This is a genomic window from Spirulina sp. LEGE 11439 (assembly GCF_059821285.1).
In genome coordinates this window covers 24,189-43,847 of record NZ_JCAMRX010000034.1, presented here as the reverse complement: position 1 = coordinate 43,847, position 19,659 = coordinate 24,189, and the positions used below count along the sequence as shown (strand labels likewise).

The following is a 19,659-nucleotide window of genomic DNA, read 5'->3' as shown; positions in this document are numbered from 1 at the left end:
CCGGATAGCCCGTTCCCGGATAGCCTGTTCCCGGATAGCCTGTTCCCGGATAGCCTGTTCCCGGATAGCCAATTCCTATGGGATAAGGACAAGGGTAAGGAATAAATATTGGTTGAACGGGAAGGACACAGCAAGGCTGCGGTACAACAGGAGGCTTAACAATTGGCGGCTCGATTGGCGGTTCGGGGACGGGAATTTCAACTAATTTACCAAAGAGTTGAGCGCTATTTTCCCGTGCTTCTTGAGTGCTAAATCGAGTGACTCGTTTACCATTTTGGAGAAACCCCGTGACTGAAAGTTCGTATTGTTTGCCCCCAATTGTAATAATTGCTTTGGGTGGAATTGAAGAGATTTCAACAATATCATTGACAGCACCGCCAATATTGGGGGTTTCGGTATGCTTGAAGAGAAAATTGTATGTTTTCTGTATTCCTCCTTCAATCTCTAGCGTTAACGGAAGTTTCACCTCACGAATACTATAAGCATTTGTGATCGTGAAATTGAAATGAGTAAACGTTCCGAGTAAGAATTCAGTTCCGTCCAACGGAACCTCAACAGAAGGAACGCCTTCAAAACGGTAAGAACTTTGTTTGTTGGCTCGATTGGCGATAATTCCCCAAAAAATTTGGTTCGTACCAACACCTGTCAATCTCCCAGCAGAGGGATTACCTTTACTTTTTACATCCGTCCAAATACCAGATGTTCTTGCTGTTACCACAAACTTTGCTCCTCTACAAATGAACTTGTTATCGACTTCTCCAGAAATTCGAGTTGAGGCACGGCATTGGTAGGGTTTTACTCTAGCGCTTGGAGATGTCTAAGGTTTACCACGCCTAATAGTATTGCGATCGCACCCTCCTCTTTCAGCACAGATTGAGTGCCTCATCTTTTGTAACTCGATCTACTCCCAATTGGAAACAATCAATACCTTTTGTTACCAAAAATTAATATTATCAATGCGATCGCTATGACGAAGAACAAAAATTGCGATCGCTTTAATAACACTTAAATTGTTTTTCTCTGCAACGATCTTTCGATATTACCAATAATAACTACCGATCGAGTCTTTTTGAAAACAAAAATACTCCCCAAAAGTTTAACTATTGAGACTATGTATATTACGAGAAAATTGCACAACATGAACATTTATAAACTGCAATTGACATTTTGCGAGAAAAAGAGCTTATTAGAAGCAGCTTTGCTCCAGATATTGATCTATCTTTGGTCAAGTTTATAAATCTCCAATAAGGCATGAAAGATTTTTAATTAAAATCAACTCTTTCATGTTTCGAGATCTTAGTATCTTACTTAAAAAGTTTCTTTTTCAGCAATCAAGAGACAAACTTGATATTCAGTCATGCTGGAGTAAACATATAATTGATAGGAGGAAATGAATGAGTTTTGAACCAATTACCCAAGGGGGAAAACTTGTCCTAGAAAATACGATAACCGTTTTTGTTTCTCCTGATGGTTCTGATGACACGGGTTTGGGGACAAAATCCGATCCTTTTGCGACTCCTGATTTTGCTGTTGTTTGGGCAAATTTGAATTGCGAGTTTGGAGAACAGCAAGATCTGCTCGTGCAGGTTGCGCCGGGGACGTATGATGCCGTACAAATTTACGGTCACAGTGCCAGACAAGTCTACATTGTCGGAGATCCGTATAATCCCGGAAAAGTCAAATTTAAAGTGATGCGCGAGGAAGCAGAATTTGCCCTCTCTGTCGCTTATTACTCCCAAATCAATATTGCCGGTGTCGATATTGCTTCTGCTCTTGCGACAGGCTTTTCTAATTTAACCCTTGCTGATTGTTGGTTGAATCCTGCCGAGTCGGGCAACGATCAATTATTAGCAGCCTGCGATCACAGTACAATCGATTTTGAAACGGGAACCGTGAAAGCTGGGGAAATTCTTGGCGAAGATGGAGGACAAGGAACTTGTTACGATTGCGAACTACACTCCCATATCCAAGTCGGTACGGTGGATTATGAGGCAACTGTTGAGTGCGATACCTTTTGCGATGCGCGGTTTTGCTCGAGTATTTTTCTCTATGACGACCCGCAAACCAAAGGGAATATTAAAGCCTATCGCGCGGCTCGAGCGGTGACTCAAAGTATTGTCTGCGATTCCGATTACTTGCCTCAAGGAGAAGTTCCGAATTTGGCAAGCTCCGGGGGAGTCATCGACAATTTGGTCGATTCCGAACTCACAGAAGAATAATATCAATTCTCAATTGCGAATTGATAAGAAAAACATTGACTGATCATTGGGAAACAATCAAACATATAGGAGGTTAAAAATGGGTAGACGCAGATGCTGTCGAAGAAGACGGCGACGGTGTGGAAATCCTTGCGGGTATCGGATCAATTATTGTCGGCCTCGGAGTTGTCGCCGTCCTCCTTGCAAACCTTGTCCCCCACCTTGGAATCCTTGTAAGCCAGTCTGTTGGCGGCCTCGTCCTTGCTGGCCGACTGAGGGGTATGGGTATGGCGGCAATGCTGTCGTGTATTACTAGTCAAGGCGTTCGGGCAAGTTGTTATCACTTGTCCGAATTTACCAAATTTTTCGATATCTTTTGTGTATAAGGAGTCTCTAATTCTCGATATTTTTCCTCTAACCAATTGTACCACATTTCTAGCCCTTCTCCTGTCGTGGAAGAAACTTGAAAAATTGTTACATTGGGATTGACTTGACGGGCATAATTAATACATTTTTCGACATCAAACTGCACGTAAGGTAAGAGATCGATTTTGGTTAAAATTATCACATCGCTAACGCGGAACATATAGGGATATTTAATGGGTTTATCTTCCCCTTCTGTTACGGAAAGAATGGCAACTTTTGCCGCTTCTCCTAAGTCAAATAATGCCGGACAAACCAAGTTACCGACATTTTCAATGGCGACAAGAGAATGAAAAGGAGGATCGAGTTCCTCGCAACCTTTTTCGATCATTTTAGCTTCGAGATGACAGCCTTGACCGGTATTAATTTGAATGGCTTTACATCCCGTTTCTCGAATGCGATCGGCATCATGAATTGTTGCTTGATCGCCTTCAATGACGCTAATGGGGATTTTTGTTTTCAGGTCATTAATGGTGCGAGTCAAAAGAGTTGTTTTCCCCGAACCGGGAGAACTGACAAAATTGAGAGCGAGAATTTTACGACCTTTAAACCAAGCACGATTTTGTGCGGCAATTTGATTGTTTTTTCCTAAAATTTCTTGCTCTAAACTAATTGTTGTTCCATGAACTCGGGCGTGAATCTTCGAGGTATTGTTTTCCGGGTGATGATGGCTAGATAAAGCGCGATCGTGAGAATGTTTAATTACTGTTCCGTCAGGTAAAATATGCTCGTGTTGATGACCGAGTGTTTTGTTTTCTCTGGTATCAAGATTGGTTAGGGTAATATTTGAGTTGTCAGAACAACCGCAAGTTACACACATAATTCTGCCTCCAATTCAATTTCTTTGATTTTTAATTCTTGTCCTCGAACAATATCGAGATGAATGCTGTTACAATGAGAACAAATTCCAAAGGGTTCATCGAGCGGAATTTCTATTCCACAGTCGCGACAAATTCCCAAACCCGGAATGAGAATAATATCTAATTCTGCTCCTTCTACAATCGTGTTTTTGGCACAAACATCAAAACAAAAACGAATTGCATCAGGCATAATCGCAGAAAGTTGACCAATTTCTAAGGTGACTCGTTTGACTTTTTCACCTTTTGCATTTTCGTTAATTATGTTAATAATGTTTTGAGTAATTCCAAGTTCGTGCATTTTCAGTGATTCAATAAACAATTATTGGTTAGCAAATACGGGGAAGTTGATCGCCGACTAGCATATCGACAATGCGATCGCTGCCAAAAATTGTTTTCATTATTACGACTCCGGGGGGAGAGTCGATAACTTCGCCGATCTTTTGGCTGTTTTTTCCCGTAGGATGCGATCGCATTGCTGCTAATACTCGATCTGCGTCAGTTGCCGGGACGACAGCAACTAATTTACCTTCGTTAGCAAGATAGAGAGGATCGAGTCCCAATAACTCGCAAATTCCTTTCACTTCCTCTCGCACGGGAAGAGAGGGTTCGAACAAGCGAATCCCCACTTCAGAACTTAAAGCAAACTCATTTAAAACTGTTGCTAAGCCGCCTCTTGTGGCATCTCGTAGGGCGCGAACTTCGGGACAAGCGGCTAAAATGGTATCTACCAAACCATTAAGAGCTTGGCAATCGCTAGAGATATCACTTTCTAATGCTAATTCTCCTCGGGCAATTAAAATCGCTGCTCCGTGATCCCCTAAGTATCCATTGGTTAAAATCACATCTCCGGATTTTAAGTAACTTGCCGCGATCGCAATGCCTTCGCGAATGACTCCCACCCCCGTTGTATTGATAAATAGCTTGTCTGCCGATCCGCGTTGTACGACTTTGGTATCGCCCGTCACAATTTGCACGCCAGCGAGATCGGCTGCTTTTTTCATACTATCAGCAATAATTCGCAAGGTCGCTATTTCTAACCCTTCCTCGAGAATGATTCCGCAGGAAAGATAAAGGGGTTTTGCACCACTCACAGCGAGATCGTTAACGGTGCCATTAACAGCTAATGTCCCGATATTTCCTCCCGGGAAAAAGAGAGGATCGACTACATAAGAATCTGTCGTAAAAGCAAGGCGATCGCCAAACTTTAACAAGTCGGCTAAATCAACTCTGGCTTGGTCTTCTAGAGTTTCTAATAAGGGATTATCAAAGCAGTTTACAAACACATCTTCAATTAAATCCCGCATTGCTTTGCCACCGCTTCCATGGGCGAGAGTAATAGTTTTTTCTCGCACTTTTGTCGGACGGCGGCGCATTTTTTCGATGTTTTGAAATAGAGAGTGTTTTGCCATTTAGAAAGGGGCAATTGAAGTTGTGATAATAATGACTTGATTTATCTTTACTTCAATCTTAATACCTTACAGCCAAAAAAAAATCTAAATAAAATGCAAATTTTTATCTTAAGTTGTATCAGATCGCAAAGAATGTTGAAATCTAGATGAAAATTATGCGATCGCGATCTAAATCAACTCATTTTTTGAGGTAGATATTACTCACCCGACTCCTAATTTAATCCTCCTCTTGAGATAAGCCGGTTAGATGTCTGAGGATGATATCAAGTTTGTTATTGACTTCTGCAAACTTTGTTTGTACTTCCTCAAACCGTTCGTCGATATCTTCCTCTAAACGTTCAAAGGCTTCTCCGATCCAGCCTTTGGGATCGACAACATTATCAAGTTCTTGTTGTCCGTACTCCAGTTTAGTGACTCGTCGCTTTAATTCGGCAAGATCTCGAAAAATCTCATTCAGTCGTTTATCTGACATGGTATGCTTCTCCTCCTCATTGTTTGATTTTAGCAAACTTTTCTAATTATTGCGATCGTTTCATTCCTAATTCAATCCTGCTTCTAAAGATTCGTGAAGAATTTCTTTAACATTACCAAAGCGAGTGATAGACATTGTGGTGCTAAATGCAGAAGATTTTCCCCACATCAAGATGACGGCGATCGCGATCGCAATGAGAAAAATGATAAGCCAAAGGATATCGAGAGCCTCAAAATCATTAAAATCAATACCTTGTTTTGACATGGCTATTATATCTTTACCAATAAGAATATTTTAACTTGCAGAATGGATCTACTCATTTTGACTGTTCTAGAAATTCTATAAATGGTAAAATTCTTAGGCTTATGACAGGAAAAAGATTATGGCAGAAAACAGTATTGATTTAGAATTGCTAACAGTAACGGGTTATATTGCCTTTGCTTTGTTTGTGACATGGCAGGTTTTTACTCGTTCCAAATAGCAGACTGGTCGTGACGCTTTAGCAAGAGAACCGCGATCGCGCATTTTCGGGACGAGATCGTTCATAATTGGACTCTGTAGCGATCGCATTAGCGCTGAAATCCTATGTCGCCATCTGCAGCACTTCACTGTATTAACCCCGACTGTCCCGCACCTTATCCTCAACCAGGACACAATAAATTTTGTCAGCATTGCGGTACCTCCCTATGCCTTCATCAACGCTATATTCCCATCCACAAATTAGGCTCTGGAGGGTTCTCGGCAATTTATACCATTTGGGATTTACAGGTGCGTCAAGAGAAAGTCTTAAAAGTTCTCACGACGACCAGCGAAAAAGCGCAACAGTTATTCCAACAAGAAGCGATTGTTTTACAAAATTTGCGCCATCCGGGAGTTCCCAAAGTCGAGGATCGCGAGAGTTCTTTTTCAGTTAAGACCCGCGATCGCGAGATTTATTGTTTGGTCATGGAGAAAATTAGCGGCCAAAATCTTGAAGAAATCCTCACAGAACGCTATCCTCAAGGCTGTCCAGAACGTTTGGCCTGCGAGTGGTTGTGGCAAGTTGCGACAATTCTGGGGGTCTTGCACAAGCGAAAAATCGTCCATCGCGATATCAAACCTTCTAATTTAATGTTGCGAAGCGATCTCAGTACATTTGGAGAAACACAACTGGTTTTAATTGATTTTGGCGGCGCAAAACCTATCGATCTCAATCCCAGTTCTACTCGTTTATTCTCCTCGGGCTATAGTCCGCCAGAACAAATGTCCGGCAAAGGAGCCGAACCCACGGCAGATATTTATGCTTTGGGACGCACGATCGTGCATCTCCTAACAGGACGACATCCTACAGAAATGGAGGATGCAGAGACAGGACATTTACATTGGCGCAAATATGCCAAAGTCAATGCAGGGTTAGCGACCTTACTCGATAATACGATTCATCCTAGCGCCGATCGCCGTCCTCAAACCGCTCGAGAAGTTAAGCGAGAATTGGCGCGGTTGGGAACAATGCGATCGCGGCGCAATTTCTTAACACAACATGGTTTGAGTCATCTTCGCAAAACTTGGCAAACCTTCAAGCAACCTTTTATTCCGATTTATTTGACGATCGGAAAAACCGTCAAACAAATCAGGAAATTGAGCGCGATCGCTTATCAAAAAGTTACTTTTATGAGTCTGGAAGCCTTACGAGAAATAACTTTAGGGGGAATGGGGGCAATTATAGGAGTAATATTGGGTCAGATCTTGATCTCCTATACAATTTGGGGGGAAGAATTTGCCCGCCAAATGAACGAAATTGTCACGCAACTTGCCCTCGATATTAATATTAAGGTAGAACAGGATATATTAGTGTTTGCGATCGCGGGATTTGGGACAGCTTGGGGACTAGCAGAACCGAAAAGCTTTCGACAGCGCAGTCATCCATTTTTTGCCGGGATTGCAGGATTTTTGAGTTATGCGATCGCATGGTTATTTTGGCAAGGGTTTCCCAATTCTCTTCAAGAGAAATTTTGGGGATTTTTGGCGATTAGCGTCACGTTATTAACTTTAGGTTTGGGATTTTCCCAATATTTAATCTTACATTTACTAACAAGTATTATAGGAACAGGAGCATTTTTTTGGGGATTGCTTAAATGGGGAGAAATTCCTCCATCCATCACTAAAGATATTTTGTCGTTTTCACATTTATTTTTAACAATGGGATTTTTGGCATTAATCGGCATGGCGATCGCTCTTTCCTTAAGTGTGAGCTATTTCATTTTTGTGCCAATTTGTCAATGGCTAACAAAAGAATGATATTTGTTGTTCGTTGTTTGATATGATGAAATGCTGATTTCCCGTTATCTATTCTCACCATGACCTTTTCTCCAGTACAATTCGAGCAAGATTCTGCTTTTCCTCTACTAGAAAGTGCTTTACTGAATCTCCTAAGGCGAGAAGAAAGAACTTGGGGCTATTTCCAAGTCAAACAAGAAAATCAAGATTATATTCTTTGCATTCCCAGTTTACCCAAACTCAAGATTTCTAGAAGTGTCAAAAATTACGCTTATCGAGCCTATTGGATTACTAAAAAAGAACCCTCAATTTCTGTTCAACGTAAAGAAAGAATGATTCTGGATTCGAAAAAAAAGAAAGAAAAAAAGCAAAAAACTTACGAGATTTTACAGTATTTTGACGAGCGGGACAATGTACAACAGCAAAAAATAAATGCGATTCTCGCCGATCTAATTAAAGGAGAAATTGAAAGCAATTTACCACCTTTAGAAATCGGGGAAATGCAGCCTATTGTGAAAATTGTCAGGCGCGATCGCGTTCTCTGATTTTCCAAGAGAAAAAAGTGCATCTCAGTTTTACGACAACACCAAAAATTGATTTAAACAAGATTGCAAGGTCAAAAAATGGCTGATACTTTAGCAAAAATTTCTCGCACTCATGCTGTCGATGCAATTATTAATTCGTTCGAGTTTTCATTAAGAAATAATTCCCGATCGCAGTTTGTCCTCTCCAAAATAGGTGCAATATAAAAAAATTCCCTCAGACTATCAAGAGCCAAAGGGAAAAATTTAAGATTTAATTAGGGATTAGTAGCGGTTGTTTCTCCGACCGCCGCCGCCACCGCCACCGAAAGAGCCGCCGCGACCGCCGCCACCCCCTTCTTTACGAGGGCGAGCTTTGTTGACTTTGAGTTCGCGACCCATCCACTCAGCCTCATCGAGAGCTTCAATTGCTTTAGCTTCTTCGGCTTCCGATTCCATTTCGACAAAAGCAAACCCTCGGGGGCGAGCAGTTTCCCGATCGAGGGGAATATGAACGCGACTAACAGTCCCGTACTCAGCAAAAACTCTCGTGAGATCTTCTTGCGTAACTTCATAGGCAAGATTGCCTACATAAATCGACATGATCCGTGTTGTCCTTGATTAGATGTTGTATGAACAAATGTGTAGTGAGCCAAGATTTCGGAGAGAAGCCTGTCAATACTCGATCGCAAAATCGTCAATACTGAAGTCAAAGTTTATCACCGCTCTTTATCCTCGATCGCTATACTAGCACTTTTTCAGAAAAGTGGAATATTTTGAAAACTTAAGAAAATACATTTCTTTAAGTTTGTCTCACCTTCCAGATAAATTTCTCTGCCATCGCAAGGATTTATCATTAGCTTGCCGATCGCAGCAATAAAATTCCGCCCACAGATAAGCCGATAATATTGGCTAACCATGCTGCGAAAAGAGGAGGAAGCGATCCCAAAACTCCCATCTGTCCCGTAACGGTAAACAGGGTGTAATAACAAAAAATAATAATCACGCTCAAGCCAAAACTGGTGGCTTTACTGGTATTGCTAGGTAAGACTCCTAAAGCGGCTCCCACCAGTCCAAACACGAAACAGGCAAAAGGGAGAGAGATTTTTTGTTGAATGCGAACTTTGAGCTTGCGAACGGCGCGATCGTCTCCGGCTCGTTGAAAAAATTTCATCTGCGATCGCGCTTGAGAAATACTCAGTTCTGTATTATCGCGCACCCGCGCGGCTAAATCCAAAGGCGCTCGGGGTAATTGGATTTGTTGGCGCTTAAATCGCAGCAAATTATCAATAGAACCATCGGGGGACAGAAAGTACATAATTCCGTTGAAAAAGTCCCATTTATTCTCCGTAAAATTCCATTCTGCCGATTCAGAAGTTAAGATTTGACTCACGGTTCCCTCAGCCCGATCTAATACGGTTAATCCTTGCATTTGCTGCCCATCAAATCGTTCTGCATAAAATAAACGTTTTAAAATTTTCTCGGAGTTTCCATAGTCATCTTGTACTGTCTCATATTCGGGATAAAAAATATTCTTATCTTGAAAGAGTGGTTTATCTTGATTCAAGGCTCTTTCTAAAGTAATTGCTGCTTCGTAGTTAGCAGAAGGAACGATCCAATCATTAAAAACAAAAGTAATTCCCGTTACGACCAAACTCAACGCTAGAGCCGGGGCGACGATCCGATAAATGCTGGCTCCCACGCTTCGCATGGCCACAATTTCACTATCACTCGATAACTGTCCGTAAGCCATCAATGCAGCAAGGAGCATGGACATGGGAAAAGAGTACAAAATAAATTGTGGCACGCTGAATATTGCCACTTTAAAAGCGATGGAGTTAGGCAAGCCGTATTCTGTCACTCGTCGAACTAAATCGAAGAGAATTCCCACTGCAATTCCCAAGGCGGAAAACATTCCTAAACCAAAGAGAAAAGGGGGGAGAATTTCGCCAACGATATAGCGATCCATCACCGAAATATGAAGAAGCCGATAGAAAGAAAATTTGGATTGATTTGCGCTCATTATGTTTGCAAAATCTCTTAAAAAGTACAGTTTAAAATTACAGTTTAAATTGATCTCCGAGATAATATTGTCGCACTAAACGATTTTCGTATAGTTCCTCGGCGTTGCCTGCCGCCAAAATCTCTCCGTCTCGCATAATGTAAGCGCGATCGGTAATAGCAAGGGTCTCTCTCACGTTATGATCGGTGATTAAAATTCCCATCTTGCGATCGCGCAACCCGGCGATGAGTTGTTGAATTTCCGATACGGCGATGGGATCGATCCCGGCAAAAGGCTCGTCAAGAAGTAAAAATTTCGGTCCGTTGCGTCCGGTAGCTAAAGCACGAGCGATTTCTGTGCGTCGTCTCTCTCCTCCCGATACTTGGTTTCCTTTGGTGCGGGATACCTTGTGGAGGCGAAACTCGCTCAAGAGTTCCTGTAAGCGTTTGGGATGCTCTTCTGGAGGGACATTGCCTTGCTCGAGGACGAGTTGGATGTTTTCCCAGACTGTCAAATCTCGGAAAATGCTGGCTTGTTGGGTCAGATAGCCGATCCCGAGGTGCGATCGCTCGTTGAGGGTGAGGCGGGTAATATTGCGATTATCGAGCCAAACTTTCCCTTGGTTAGGTTTTACCAAGCCGACGGCAATATAAAACGTTGTGGTTTTTCCGGCTCCATTGGGACCTAATAATCCGACGATCTCTCCTTGACTCACGCTAATATTAACGCGATTGACCACCGATCGCCTGCCATAAGTTTTATGTACGTTCTCTAATCGAATCATTATTCAGTTATCAGTTATCAGTTATCAGTTATCAGTTATCCCGTTTTAAAGATTGCTGATTATCTATTCCCTAATTTTAGCGATCGCTGTCGGGAAGAATTTCTTCGATGGGAGGAGGAGGAGGAAAATCACTGTTATCGGGAATAACTTCTTCGACGGGTTGAAAGACCCTTGGCGGTTCTAAAGTCGAGGGTGGAGAAACGGCTGTATTGTCGGGAGCGCGATCGCTATAGGGTTCTTTAAAAGCAGGTTTGGGATTATAAGGGGTTAAAGCCGGTTCTTTCGGCGGAGAAGTGGGGGCATCGGGATCGGAAATGTAATAAATTGATTCAACTTGGCGATCTTCTCGAGGAGTTGCGACGGCTCGCCCTTCTTCGACATAATAAGTAATGACTTCTCCTCGCACGCTATTCCCTTCTTGCAGGACATAAGCGTTACCTGTCAGAATAATAACCCCTTCATTGCTAAAATACTGTGCCTGAGCGGAAGTGCCTTGCATTTGCCGAGCGGGATAATCAATGCGAACATTGCCTCGAGCCGTCATTACTCCCGTTGCTTGATTTGCTTCTTGAATGTCCGATCGCACGACAATTTGCCGTCCGACTTCCTGCGCTTTCACCTCGCGAGCATTTCGCAATATAGAAACTCCGCCAAAGGGCAGTAGAGAGAGTGCGATCGCTATACCCCAGAGCCAGCGAGAGTTAGGATTTTTAGAATTGATAGCAGCAAACATGGGAATAAAAGTGGCTTTATTGATAATTGATAATTGTTCATTGAAAAGAGACGTTGAGAGAATCTAGCAAGTTTCCCTAGATTCCTCAAATTGAGACAATTTTGGGAAAAGAAGCAGAATTTTGAGAATGTAAGGTTTCGACAAAAGACGCGATCGCCTCGGGAGCGACTTGTTGCAGGCTATTGAGAAGTTCCCAACTTTCCTCAAATAGCTTCGTAACATCGATTCCCTCATAGTCGGGTTGATAGTCGCAAATACGCCGAGTTCCTTCTCCCAACAATGTTACTGCACCCCGCCAATTACAATTTTCCAAATGATAGCAAGCAACAGCAATTTGTAAAATTCCCTGATAAAACTGTCTATGCGGTTCAGAGGACTCCATCCACAGCGCTTCCAAAGTATCGTGACAAGCATAAAATTCTCGTCGATTGAATTCTTCAACCCCTTGCAAAAACACTTCTATTGACATTCAAGAATCTAAAACTGTTAACTGATGACTATTCACCGTTTACCAATGACTGATAACTGGTAATTGGTAACTGATAACTGATAACTGTTTAAGATGCAGCAATACTTTCCCGCACTTTCAGAATTTCTGCCATCTCAATATCTTGTTGTTCGCCAACAAAATCATCTTCAGGCTTAAGAAATAACATACAATGGCATTCTTTTCGTTCTCGCATGGGTACGCAGGGACAATTCCAAAAGGCAGCCTTCACTTCTGCTTCTTTGTCTTCATAGTGACGACAGGGACACAATGGTGACCCCAACTCATCTTTATGTTTTGCCAATCCTTCAATTACTACTGCCGTCACTGACGGATCGATACAGAAATAAGTATTGGTATTCTTGGCGTATTTTTCGGCAAAACTTTTCATTGCCGAGAGCGCTTTATCTCCTTGCTGGTTCTCTGGATTTGCAGAAGTCATGGGTTTAGTGGTGTAATAGCGAACAATATTTTATCTTCAGCATTGTAACCCAAGGCGGTTTTTCAGACACATCGGTATGAGGGGAGAGATTGAACATGAATTTGGGTTGGTTGAGAAATTTTCGGTCTTTATTTTTAACGGCTGCTTGTCCCTTGTGCGATCGCCAAGCGGAAGATATTCTCTGTCGAGCCTGCGACAAGCAACTGCAACGGTGTCAAATTGATAAGCCGGAAGCCTCTTGGCAAGGAGAGTCACCCCTTTTTGTTTGGGGGCATTATGGTGGAGTTCTCAAACGAGCGATCGCGGCGATGAAATACGAGAATCACCCTGAAATTGCGGAACTTTTAGGGGAATACCTCGGTCGGTCGTGGTTGAATGTTTCCCGTCCTTTGCCGAAAATGCTGGTTGTCCCTTTACCGATGAATCCCGAAAAACGCCAAAAACGAGGATTCGATCAAGCTGAATTAATTGCTCGCAGTTTTTGTCGCCAAACGGGTTTTCCTTTAAAATGTCAAGGCTTACAGCGTATTAAAGATACTCAAGCTCTCTTCGATCTCAACGACCAAGAGCGTGAATTAGTCATGCAGAATGCTTTTGCGCTGGGGAAGGATTTTCGACAAAGAAAACCTCGTTTACCCGTCCTGCTGGTGGATGATGTTTATACCACAGGAAACACGGTTAAATCTGGCGCTAAAATCCTTTCTCGCTCGGGAATTCGGGTGGGAGGAGTGGCTGCTGCGTCTAGCCCCCGCCGTAAAATGACCGCTAACCGTTAAGATATTTTAAGTTGTTGCCCTCTTGATGCGATCGTGCTTGCCAAATTGAAAAACTTTTCTCCCAAAACCCTGCTGGCTAATACGATGGTTCGCTGGTGGATTGTGGGTTTAACGTTCACGGGTTTAAATGTTCCCTTGCTCTATTTTGCGATCGAGTTATTTCACTGGCCAGAATGGTTTGCTTCTTTGGTTGCTTCCGAATTTGCCAATATCGTGCGCTTTTTTGTCAACGATCGCTGGGTTTTTGGCTTTCCTCGTCCCAATTGGAAGCGGTTCGGGCAATATCATATTGCGATCGCGGGTTCTTTTGTCGTTTGGCTCGGAATCTACAATCTTCTCGTTTACGGTTTGGAAATCGAGAAAATGACAAACGTATCATTCATCATCGAAAGTTGGAAATTCCTGATCGTACCGATTATTGCCACAACTTGCTCGGTATTTGTCAATATGCTGACTAATTTTCTCTGGATTTGGCGCAAAAAGAAATAATGTGCTGTTTTCCCAAAGATAAGGCGTTAATTGAGAATTGAGGTTTTCAGCGCGATCGAAATCCGCGATCGCCTCATCAATTCGAGCCAGTTTAAAATAAACCATACCTCGTTGAATATATCCTTGCGGATCGAGGGAATGCGATTGAATAAAATTATCCCAATCGGTCAGTGAATTGCATATCATTGTTAATGTTTCCCATCAAAATCAGGTCTCGATTGAAAATTCTCTTTCATTTTTTCTAATTGTTGATAAACGCCCTCACTGGTCAACCAACCATAGCCGGCTTCTCCTAATGTTCTCATCAGATTTTGAAAATCTTCTTCCGTCCAAGTGGGCGTACCGTAACGAGTCAGAGCTAATTTTATTTCTTCCTCTGAGAAATTATAAGCTTGTTTTTGCTCGCCTTTAATAGCAGGAAACAATTTCGTTTTTAGAGAATGAGAAAATTCCGCATTTTGGGGACGATTTTGCTCTATTGCGGCAGTTCTAACCTTTAACGGAATAAGGTATTTGGTTTCTTGTGGAAAAAAGGTATGTAAGATGAGATAACGCTCGTAAAGTTGCTCTGAAATTAAATGACTCGTATCAATTGTCACTTTATAATTGGTTTGGCTGCGGTGAAAGTGAGAGGGAGCGATCGCAATCCAAGGATGATCTCGAGGGGAAGCCACAAAATCCCCCGTATGAGGCGCGACTTCCCAAATACCTTCCTGTACCGAAGCTGGAAGAGAGCGCTTAATTCTAAGAGTTTTAGTTAATTTTTCTTTCGCTTTTGTTGATTTAAAAATTAATCCGGGGTGCTTGACTCGAATCTCTTGTATTTTTTCAATAGAAATTTGTTTGAAAATAGTTTTTGCTTTAACTGCCGAAAGGTATCGCTCTTGTGGATTGAGCTTCACCATTTTGTCAAGCCAATTTAAAAAATCGAGGTTGAGATTAATTAACCTATCTTTGAAAACAAAGCGGTTTTCTTGATTGATCAATCGTGTAATATTTTGGGATTTTGTATGAGTTAAGATACAAAGAATTGTTGCACCGAGTCCGTACAAATCAGTTGATTTACTACTTTTTTGCTTTCTTCTTTGTTCGGGAGCAAGAAATCCTATTTTTTCATTGAACTCTTGATTGAAAAATTCAGCAATCTGAAAGTCAACTAAATAAGTATTAAACCGAGAATCGATAAAAATATTTTCTGGTTTTAGATTTTGATGAAGAATAAGAGGGACTTTTTTTTGTAAGAAAATCAAAATATCAAGTAAAGAAAGGATTATTTTCTTGAGATTTTCTGATGTGATAATTGGCACTTCAGCAAGAGATTTGAGATCGAGATATTCTCGAACTACATAAAATGAGTCAGCATCTTTATAAGTATGCAAATAATGGGGAATTCCTGAATGTTTGAGTTCTTGTAAACTTTTAACTCTTTCTTGATATTGTTTGAGTAATATATTTCTTGTTTCTGTTGCTGATAACTTAATTTGTTTAACAATAACTGTTTTTTGTGTAATCGTATCTAATGCTAGAAAAGTAACCGCGTTCTTGTCCGGCCATTCTCCTAGGGTTTGAAGGGTTTGATAGCGTTGCATTACTCTGTTCATTGAATCTCATTCATTGAATTTAATTCTCGATTGTTGCTAAAATACAAAACTTAATAAGATGCGAGTCATACCTCTCACTTCAATCATTATCTCCCATGAATCTTGTCTTCGATTCTGCCTCTCTCTCGAATCTCGCCGATCGCGGACGAGATAGTCTAAAAATTACCTTTGCTCCCCTCTCTCTCGATGAGGTTTATCGCTTGGCTGACAGTGCTGCCAATGGTGCCATTGTCGTCATGAGCGGCACAGTCCGCGATCGCACCGACGGCAAACCCGTTACCTTATTAGAATATCAAGCCTACGAACCGATGGCGATCGCAATTTTTCAGCAAATTGCCGCCGATATAAGCAAAAAATGGCCGCAAACCAATCGCGTTGTTATCCATCATCGCATCGGACGCTTAAAAGTGGGAGAAATTAGCGTTTTGGTTGCTGTGGGGTGTCCTCACCGCGCTGAGGCCTTTGCAGCCTGTCGCTACGCGATCGATACGTTAAAACACAATGCTCCCATCTGGAAAAAGGAACATGGGGCAGACGGTTCGAGTAGTTGGGTTAGTATTGGAGCGTGCGAGCAAGAACAAGGAAATTGTTAGATTAAAAATAAAGCATGAATTCTCCTCAGAAGCAGCACGCCGATTTGCGAACCGTCCTTGTCTGTCAAAATTGTACTTGTTTGGCTCGCGGGGGTAAAGAATTGTTAAAGGCTTGGCAAACTGCCGATCTTCCCGATGATGTCGAGATTGTTGCTTCGGATTGTTTGGGGCAGTGTAATATGGCTCCTAATGCTCGCATTATTCCCGAGGAAACATGGTATTGTCGCCTCTCCCCAGAAGATGTACCGCGCATCGTCCAGCAACATTTGCATGAAGGCAAACCCGTCGAGGAAAAATTACATCCTCGCATTCATTCGTACTATAGCTTTTTATAGCACGACACAAAACCATGAAAATCAATTATAAAATTGCTGCTGCTCTTGTTGTCGGCATTGCTATCTTAAGTGTATTGGGAGCAAAATTAGCACAATTCGGCAATACTCGGTCGTGGTTGGATATCCCTTATTACGGCGATCGCGGCACGTTTTTTGCGGATGTGACGGGAGACGGTCGCGCCGATGCGATCGCTGTCAACGATCGCGGCATTACGATCAGGCGTTCTACTGGGTCTCGTTTTGCCGAGGCAGAACCTTGGCTTGCTCGCGCTTATTTGGGAGAGCGGGGCAATTTCTTCGCCGATGTTACAGGAGATGGCAAAGCTGATGCTATTGTGGTCAACGAAAGCGGCATCGGAGTCAGTCTAGCAAAATTATCGGATTTTGCTCCTCATCAAACTTGGCTGGATCGTCCGTATTATGGCGATCGCGGTACTTTTTTTGCAGATGTGACGGGAGACGGGAAAGCCGATGCCATTGTCGTCAACAAAAATGGGATTGGGGTTGGGCGATCGACAGGGACGCAATTTTTAGCCAATGAAACTTGGGTAGAGGGAGAATATTTCGGCGATCGCGGCATTTATTTTGCGGATGTGACGGGAGATGGTCGAGATGATGCCATTGTGGTCAATAATACGGGTATTGGCGTGCGGCGATCGCGAGGCAATCGGTTTGGTGCAAATGAAACTTGGAGCGAGAATGTTTACTTTGGTGAAATGGGCAATTTTTTTGCGGATGTGACGGGAGATGGGAAAGCCGATGCGATCGTGATTAATCGAGATGGCGTGACGGTAAGACGGTCTACTGGTTCCGCCTTTGCCCCAAATGAAACTTGGGCGCAAGGCATTTATTATGGTGATGTCAGTACGAATTTTGCCGATATTACTGGCAACGGTCGCGCCGATGCGATCGTTGTTAATAAAACGGGAATTGCCGTGAAATTATCTGAAGTCCGCGAATGGTAGTTATCAGTTATCAGTTATCAGTTATGAATTGGAGAGCCAGTTATGTTTGAGAGAATTATTTTACAGGATGGAAAGCTGCCTTTATTTGGACCGTTTCCCCATGCCATTCGTGCGGGAGATTTTCTGTTTGTAACGGGTCAATTATCAGAAGATCCGGAAACTGGAGAAATGATCGTTGGTGAAATAGACCAACAAGTACGGCAGGTCATGGATAATTTACAGTTAGTTTTAGCAGAAGTCGGAACGAGTTTAGATAAAGCTGTTATGGCCAGAGTTTTTATTACTGATATGCGCTATTTTGAGACTGTCAATAAAATTTATTCGTCTTATTTTCAAGATGGAAAAATGCCCTGTCGCACTACAGTCGGCGTGCTAGGTCTAGCGGGCATGGGTGATGTTGAAATCGATCTGATTGTGTATTGTGGCGAATAGGTAATTCTCTATTATCTATTATTAATTACCCAGCAAAATTTTTTCTGTAGGTTCTCCGGTCAGGGGAATTAATTCAATTGACTTGCCTTCCCGTGCGAGAATAGAACCCGGATAAGCGGCGGCAACTTTTTCGCCCACAGCATCTAAAAAATCATCATTGTGTAGGGGATCGTGATGAAATATAACTAATTTTTTGACTTTTGCGGTGCGAGCAATTTTAACGGCTTCTTGCCAAGTCGAATGTCCCCAGCCGACTTTACTGGTTTTTGGATCGTAATATTCTTCATCGGTATACGTTGCATCGATAACAAGAACATCAGCGCGATCGGCTAGATGTAAAACATTTTCATCGAGGCGATCGGGGAAATGTTCTGTATCGGTGACATAAGCGACCGTTAATCCCCGCCAGCTAACCCGATAACCGATCGCTTCCCCGGGATGGTTGAGTTTGGCATTTTCGACGATCGCTTCTCCAATTTGGACTTTTTCCCCAATACCCAAGTCATAAAATTGTAAATTTGCCTGCATGATTTGCAAGGGAACGGGAAAATTAGGATGTAACATTTGGTCGTGATGGCGCTGTTTGATCGTCGAACCATTGGGGGCTACCGCACCATAAATATTAAAGCGATTTCCTTTGATAAAAGCTGGCGTAAAAAAAGGAAATCCTTGAATGTGATCCCAATGGGAATGCGTAAAAAATATATTGGCCTCAATGGGCATTTGTCCGAGCAACGTTTGCCCCAAAACCCGCAATCCCGTACCGCCATCAAAGATCAAGCGTTCGCTGCCAACAACCATTTCAATACAGGGAGTATTCCCACCATAGCGGACGGTTTCCGCCCCCGGACAGGGAATACTACCGCGAACTCCCCAAAAGTTAATGATGAATCGATCGGATTGGTTGGCCATAAGTAGTGTTGAGGGTCGATTAAGATGGTCAATTAAACAGTCGGGTAATTGAGCGAATTTGTTGAGATTGGCGATCGCAAAGGCTAAATTGGCTAAGATACTCTAATTACAAGTTGCGCCGCAAAATAGGGCAAGTCAGGAACAATCTGAGAAAATTTTTATAAGTATCAGGTCTCGTTTTGCCTGCATCGATTTGAGTTAAGGATAGACAATCCGAGTTTATACTGAGTCTAATTCATGGAGAATAACAGGAGTGCAACAGTTTGTCTGAGAGTTCGATCGTCTTGCTCGGCGATCTCGATCGCAGTTTGAGGCAATGACTGTTTTCTCTTCGCGATCGCGCTAACTCAATAACTTTAGAGATCGCTATTCTTCTTTATCTGCTCCCGCTCAACGAGAACTGACTCCCTCTAGTATAGCGGCTAGGCAATCTTCGAGTTCTCGGAGAATAGCCTCTGTTGTTTGCTGGGATTTCTCGAAACAGCTTGGAGGCGGAACATCGGGTTCAAAATAGAGGAGTTTGATTTGACCTGCACCAATCGCAATAATCAGCACTTCTGTTTCTGGCTGATGGGCATTAATCAAGCCGATGGTTTCTTGCAATCGGTTTCCGGTATTGCGATTGAGCTTTTCGATCGCATCCCGAGAACAAAAGACAAAATGAGGAGTGGGTTGTAAATTCAATCCCAAGGTTTCCTCGCGATCGGGATGGTCTAAATGCAGTCCCCAACTCAAAGCAGCCAATTGATGGCTATACTCATCGGCAAAGCGATCGAGATGGTATTTCCAAACCTCATTCTCTGAATTGGGTTGCTCCATTGTTTCTCCTTGACCTGCGATTCTCATTGTTCCCCTAAAATAGCACAAGACAAGGGTTTCATCCGATTTTCCTCTAAGAATCTGACAGAAAATTCAAAAGTCCTGCTAAAATATGCACTGAACTCTCTCAATCAATTTTTTGATTGAGAG

The 19,659-nt window shown here is 42.5% G+C and carries 25 protein-coding genes; 9 read left to right on the top strand and 16 right to left on the bottom strand.

Annotated elements, in window-relative coordinates; genetic code table 11:
* The coding region (locus AC6RV6_RS20140) for a choice-of-anchor K domain-containing protein (RefSeq protein WP_500242670.1) at window positions 1-718 on the bottom strand (718 nt) is incomplete at its 3' end.
* Between the two features lie 676 nt (window positions 719-1,394).
* Here AC6RV6_RS20140 and AC6RV6_RS20135 point away from each other — a divergent pair.
* A complete protein-coding gene (locus tag AC6RV6_RS20135; protein WP_500242669.1) occupies window positions 1,395-2,219 on the top strand; it encodes an acetylornithine aminotransferase in 825 nt (274 codons plus the stop codon).
* 147 nt (window positions 2,220-2,366) lie between these two features.
* On the opposite strand, the gene AC6RV6_RS20130 is transcribed toward AC6RV6_RS20135, so the two are convergent.
* From AC6RV6_RS20130 to AC6RV6_RS20105, 6 genes are all read right to left on the bottom strand, one after another.
* Complete coding sequence (locus AC6RV6_RS20130) at window positions 2,367-2,495, bottom strand: hypothetical protein (protein WP_500242668.1); 129 nt, start codon at window positions 2,493-2,495, stop codon at window positions 2,367-2,369.
* Window positions 2,496-2,538: 43 nt separating this feature from the next.
* Window positions 2,539-3,441 (bottom strand): hydrogenase nickel incorporation protein HypB, encoded by a 903-nt coding sequence (gene hypB / locus AC6RV6_RS20125; RefSeq protein WP_500242667.1) that lies wholly within the window; start codon window positions 3,439-3,441, stop codon window positions 2,539-2,541.
* Entirely contained in the window at window positions 3,432-3,779 is a 348-nt protein-coding gene (gene hypA / locus AC6RV6_RS20120; protein ID WP_500242666.1) for a hydrogenase maturation nickel metallochaperone HypA, read from the bottom strand. Before hypA ends, hypB begins: the two co-directional genes overlap by 10 nt.
* Before the next feature lie 28 nt (window positions 3,780-3,807).
* Complete coding sequence (gene hypE, locus AC6RV6_RS20115; protein WP_500242665.1) at window positions 3,808-4,890, bottom strand: hydrogenase expression/formation protein HypE; 1,083 nt, start codon at window positions 4,888-4,890, stop codon at window positions 3,808-3,810.
* Window positions 4,891-5,107: 217 nt separating this feature from the next.
* Complete coding sequence (locus tag AC6RV6_RS20110; protein ID WP_500242664.1) at window positions 5,108-5,362, bottom strand: hypothetical protein; 255 nt, start codon at window positions 5,360-5,362, stop codon at window positions 5,108-5,110.
* Between the two features lie 66 nt (window positions 5,363-5,428).
* Window positions 5,429-5,626 (bottom strand): hypothetical protein, encoded by a 198-nt coding sequence (locus tag AC6RV6_RS20105; RefSeq protein ID WP_500242663.1) that lies wholly within the window; start codon window positions 5,624-5,626, stop codon window positions 5,429-5,431.
* Window positions 5,627-5,947: 321 nt separating this feature from the next.
* Here AC6RV6_RS20105 and AC6RV6_RS20100 point away from each other — a divergent pair, with 321 nt between their 5' ends.
* Together AC6RV6_RS20100 and AC6RV6_RS20095 are read left to right on the top strand one after the other, a co-directional pair.
* Complete coding sequence (locus AC6RV6_RS20100; protein WP_500242662.1) at window positions 5,948-7,639, top strand: protein kinase domain-containing protein; 1,692 nt, start codon at window positions 5,948-5,950, stop codon at window positions 7,637-7,639.
* A gap of 59 nt (window positions 7,640-7,698) precedes the next feature.
* Window positions 7,699-8,163 carry a hypothetical protein gene (locus AC6RV6_RS20095; RefSeq protein ID WP_500242661.1) on the top strand — a complete coding sequence of 155 codons (465 nt, stop codon included), beginning with the start codon at window positions 7,699-7,701 and terminating at the stop codon, window positions 8,161-8,163.
* 261 nt (window positions 8,164-8,424) lie between these two features.
* Here AC6RV6_RS20095 and rbp read toward each other — a convergent pair whose 3' ends face one another.
* The 6 genes from rbp to AC6RV6_RS20065 form a co-directional block, all read right to left on the bottom strand.
* Window positions 8,425-8,742, bottom strand: a complete 318-nt coding sequence (gene rbp, locus AC6RV6_RS20090) for an RNA-binding regulator (RefSeq protein WP_500242660.1) — start codon at window positions 8,740-8,742, stop codon at window positions 8,425-8,427.
* Between the two features lie 253 nt (window positions 8,743-8,995).
* Complete coding sequence (locus tag AC6RV6_RS20085) at window positions 8,996-10,162, bottom strand: LptF/LptG family permease (RefSeq protein WP_500242659.1); 1,167 nt, start codon at window positions 10,160-10,162, stop codon at window positions 8,996-8,998.
* Window positions 10,163-10,199: 37 nt separating this feature from the next.
* Window positions 10,200-10,928 carry an LPS export ABC transporter ATP-binding protein gene (gene lptB, locus AC6RV6_RS20080; RefSeq protein WP_500242685.1) on the bottom strand — a complete coding sequence of 243 codons (729 nt, stop codon included), beginning with the start codon at window positions 10,926-10,928 and terminating at the stop codon, window positions 10,200-10,202.
* Window positions 10,929-11,001: 73 nt separating this feature from the next.
* The gene (locus AC6RV6_RS20075) at window positions 11,002-11,658 is read right to left on the bottom strand and encodes an LptA/OstA family protein (protein WP_500242658.1); all 657 of its coding nucleotides are present in this window, start codon (window positions 11,656-11,658) and stop codon (window positions 11,002-11,004) included.
* 85 nt (window positions 11,659-11,743) lie between these two features.
* Complete coding sequence (locus AC6RV6_RS20070; RefSeq protein WP_500242657.1) at window positions 11,744-12,127, bottom strand: DUF309 domain-containing protein; 384 nt, start codon at window positions 12,125-12,127, stop codon at window positions 11,744-11,746.
* Between the two features lie 88 nt (window positions 12,128-12,215).
* Window positions 12,216-12,587: a ferredoxin-thioredoxin reductase catalytic domain-containing protein gene (locus AC6RV6_RS20065; protein ID WP_500242656.1), complete on the bottom strand. Its 372-nt coding sequence runs from the start codon at window positions 12,585-12,587 to the stop codon at window positions 12,216-12,218.
* Window positions 12,588-12,682: 95 nt separating this feature from the next.
* On the opposite strand from AC6RV6_RS20065, the gene AC6RV6_RS20060 reads away from it, so the two are divergent.
* Together AC6RV6_RS20060 and AC6RV6_RS20055 are read left to right on the top strand one after the other, a co-directional pair.
* Window positions 12,683-13,363 (top strand): ComF family protein, encoded by a 681-nt coding sequence (locus AC6RV6_RS20060; RefSeq protein WP_500242655.1) that lies wholly within the window; start codon window positions 12,683-12,685, stop codon window positions 13,361-13,363.
* Between the two features lie 45 nt (window positions 13,364-13,408).
* Complete coding sequence (locus tag AC6RV6_RS20055) at window positions 13,409-13,852, top strand: GtrA family protein (protein ID WP_500242654.1); 444 nt, start codon at window positions 13,409-13,411, stop codon at window positions 13,850-13,852.
* Window positions 13,853-14,040: 188 nt separating this feature from the next.
* Here AC6RV6_RS20055 and AC6RV6_RS20050 read toward each other — a convergent pair whose 3' ends face one another.
* Complete coding sequence (locus AC6RV6_RS20050; RefSeq protein WP_500242653.1) at window positions 14,041-15,453, bottom strand: protein kinase domain-containing protein; 1,413 nt, start codon at window positions 15,451-15,453, stop codon at window positions 14,041-14,043.
* Between the two features lie 95 nt (window positions 15,454-15,548).
* On the opposite strand from AC6RV6_RS20050, the gene AC6RV6_RS20045 reads away from it, so the two are divergent.
* The 4 genes from AC6RV6_RS20045 to AC6RV6_RS20030 are packed head-to-tail and all read left to right on the top strand — an operon-like array spanning window position 15,549 to window position 17,778.
* On the top strand, window positions 15,549-16,046 hold the full coding sequence (locus tag AC6RV6_RS20045; RefSeq protein ID WP_500242652.1) for a molybdenum cofactor biosynthesis protein MoaE: 498 nt from the start codon (window positions 15,549-15,551) through the stop codon (window positions 16,044-16,046).
* Window positions 16,047-16,060: 14 nt separating this feature from the next.
* Window positions 16,061-16,381, top strand: a complete 321-nt coding sequence (locus tag AC6RV6_RS20040) for a (2Fe-2S) ferredoxin domain-containing protein (protein ID WP_500242651.1) — start codon at window positions 16,061-16,063, stop codon at window positions 16,379-16,381.
* A 14-nt stretch (window positions 16,382-16,395) separates the two neighbouring features.
* A complete protein-coding gene (locus tag AC6RV6_RS20035; RefSeq protein ID WP_500242650.1) occupies window positions 16,396-17,346 on the top strand; it encodes an FG-GAP repeat domain-containing protein in 951 nt (316 codons plus the stop codon).
* A 42-nt stretch (window positions 17,347-17,388) separates the two neighbouring features.
* A complete protein-coding gene (locus AC6RV6_RS20030) occupies window positions 17,389-17,778 on the top strand; it encodes a RidA family protein (RefSeq protein ID WP_500242649.1) in 390 nt (129 codons plus the stop codon).
* A 21-nt stretch (window positions 17,779-17,799) separates the two neighbouring features.
* Here the strand turns inward: AC6RV6_RS20030 and AC6RV6_RS20025 are convergent, their stop codons facing one another.
* Together AC6RV6_RS20025 and ccmS are read right to left on the bottom strand one after the other, a co-directional pair.
* The gene (locus tag AC6RV6_RS20025) at window positions 17,800-18,690 is read right to left on the bottom strand and encodes an MBL fold metallo-hydrolase (RefSeq protein WP_500242648.1); all 891 of its coding nucleotides are present in this window, start codon (window positions 18,688-18,690) and stop codon (window positions 17,800-17,802) included.
* A gap of 390 nt (window positions 18,691-19,080) precedes the next feature.
* Window positions 19,081-19,536, bottom strand: a complete 456-nt coding sequence (gene ccmS / locus AC6RV6_RS20020) for a beta-carboxysome assembly chaperone CcmS (RefSeq protein ID WP_500242647.1) — start codon at window positions 19,534-19,536, stop codon at window positions 19,081-19,083.
* Window positions 19,537-19,659: the final 123 nt, after the last annotated feature.

Bases quoted from the DNA above. Each gene is read 5' to 3' on its own strand.
- AC6RV6_RS20060 (WP_500242655.1), top strand. From the start codon at position 12,683: ATGAATTTGGGTTGGTTGAGAAATTTTCGGTCTTTATTTTTAACGGCT.
- rbp (WP_500242660.1), bottom strand. From the start codon at position 8,742: ATGTCGATTTATGTAGGCAATCTTGCCTATGAAGTTACGCAAGAAGAT.
- ccmS (WP_500242647.1), bottom strand. From the start codon at position 19,536: ATGAGAATCGCAGGTCAAGGAGAAACAATGGAGCAACCCAATTCAGAG.
- AC6RV6_RS20100 (WP_500242662.1), top strand. From the start codon at position 5,948: ATGTCGCCATCTGCAGCACTTCACTGTATTAACCCCGACTGTCCCGCA.
- AC6RV6_RS20110 (WP_500242664.1), bottom strand. From the start codon at position 5,362: ATGTCAGATAAACGACTGAATGAGATTTTTCGAGATCTTGCCGAATTA.
- AC6RV6_RS20040 (WP_500242651.1), top strand. From the start codon at position 16,061: ATGAATTCTCCTCAGAAGCAGCACGCCGATTTGCGAACCGTCCTTGTC.
- hypE (WP_500242665.1), bottom strand. From the start codon at position 4,890: ATGGCAAAACACTCTCTATTTCAAAACATCGAAAAAATGCGCCGCCGT.
- hypB (WP_500242667.1), bottom strand. From the start codon at position 3,441: ATGTGTGTAACTTGCGGTTGTTCTGACAACTCAAATATTACCCTAACC.
- AC6RV6_RS20105 (WP_500242663.1), bottom strand. From the start codon at position 5,626: ATGTCAAAACAAGGTATTGATTTTAATGATTTTGAGGCTCTCGATATC.
- hypA (WP_500242666.1), bottom strand. From the start codon at position 3,779: ATGCACGAACTTGGAATTACTCAAAACATTATTAACATAATTAACGAA.
- AC6RV6_RS20045 (WP_500242652.1), top strand. From the start codon at position 15,549: ATGAATCTTGTCTTCGATTCTGCCTCTCTCTCGAATCTCGCCGATCGC.
- AC6RV6_RS20075 (WP_500242658.1), bottom strand. From the start codon at position 11,658: ATGTTTGCTGCTATCAATTCTAAAAATCCTAACTCTCGCTGGCTCTGG.
- AC6RV6_RS20095 (WP_500242661.1), top strand. From the start codon at position 7,699: ATGACCTTTTCTCCAGTACAATTCGAGCAAGATTCTGCTTTTCCTCTA.
- AC6RV6_RS20085 (WP_500242659.1), bottom strand. From the start codon at position 10,162: ATGAGCGCAAATCAATCCAAATTTTCTTTCTATCGGCTTCTTCATATT.
- AC6RV6_RS20135 (WP_500242669.1), top strand. From the start codon at position 1,395: ATGAGTTTTGAACCAATTACCCAAGGGGGAAAACTTGTCCTAGAAAAT.
- AC6RV6_RS20050 (WP_500242653.1), bottom strand. From the start codon at position 15,453: ATGAACAGAGTAATGCAACGCTATCAAACCCTTCAAACCCTAGGAGAA.
- AC6RV6_RS20030 (WP_500242649.1), top strand. From the start codon at position 17,389: ATGTTTGAGAGAATTATTTTACAGGATGGAAAGCTGCCTTTATTTGGA.
- AC6RV6_RS20035 (WP_500242650.1), top strand. From the start codon at position 16,396: ATGAAAATCAATTATAAAATTGCTGCTGCTCTTGTTGTCGGCATTGCT.
- AC6RV6_RS20070 (WP_500242657.1), bottom strand. From the start codon at position 12,127: ATGTCAATAGAAGTGTTTTTGCAAGGGGTTGAAGAATTCAATCGACGA.
- AC6RV6_RS20065 (WP_500242656.1), bottom strand. From the start codon at position 12,587: ATGACTTCTGCAAATCCAGAGAACCAGCAAGGAGATAAAGCGCTCTCG.
- AC6RV6_RS20025 (WP_500242648.1), bottom strand. From the start codon at position 18,690: ATGGCCAACCAATCCGATCGATTCATCATTAACTTTTGGGGAGTTCGC.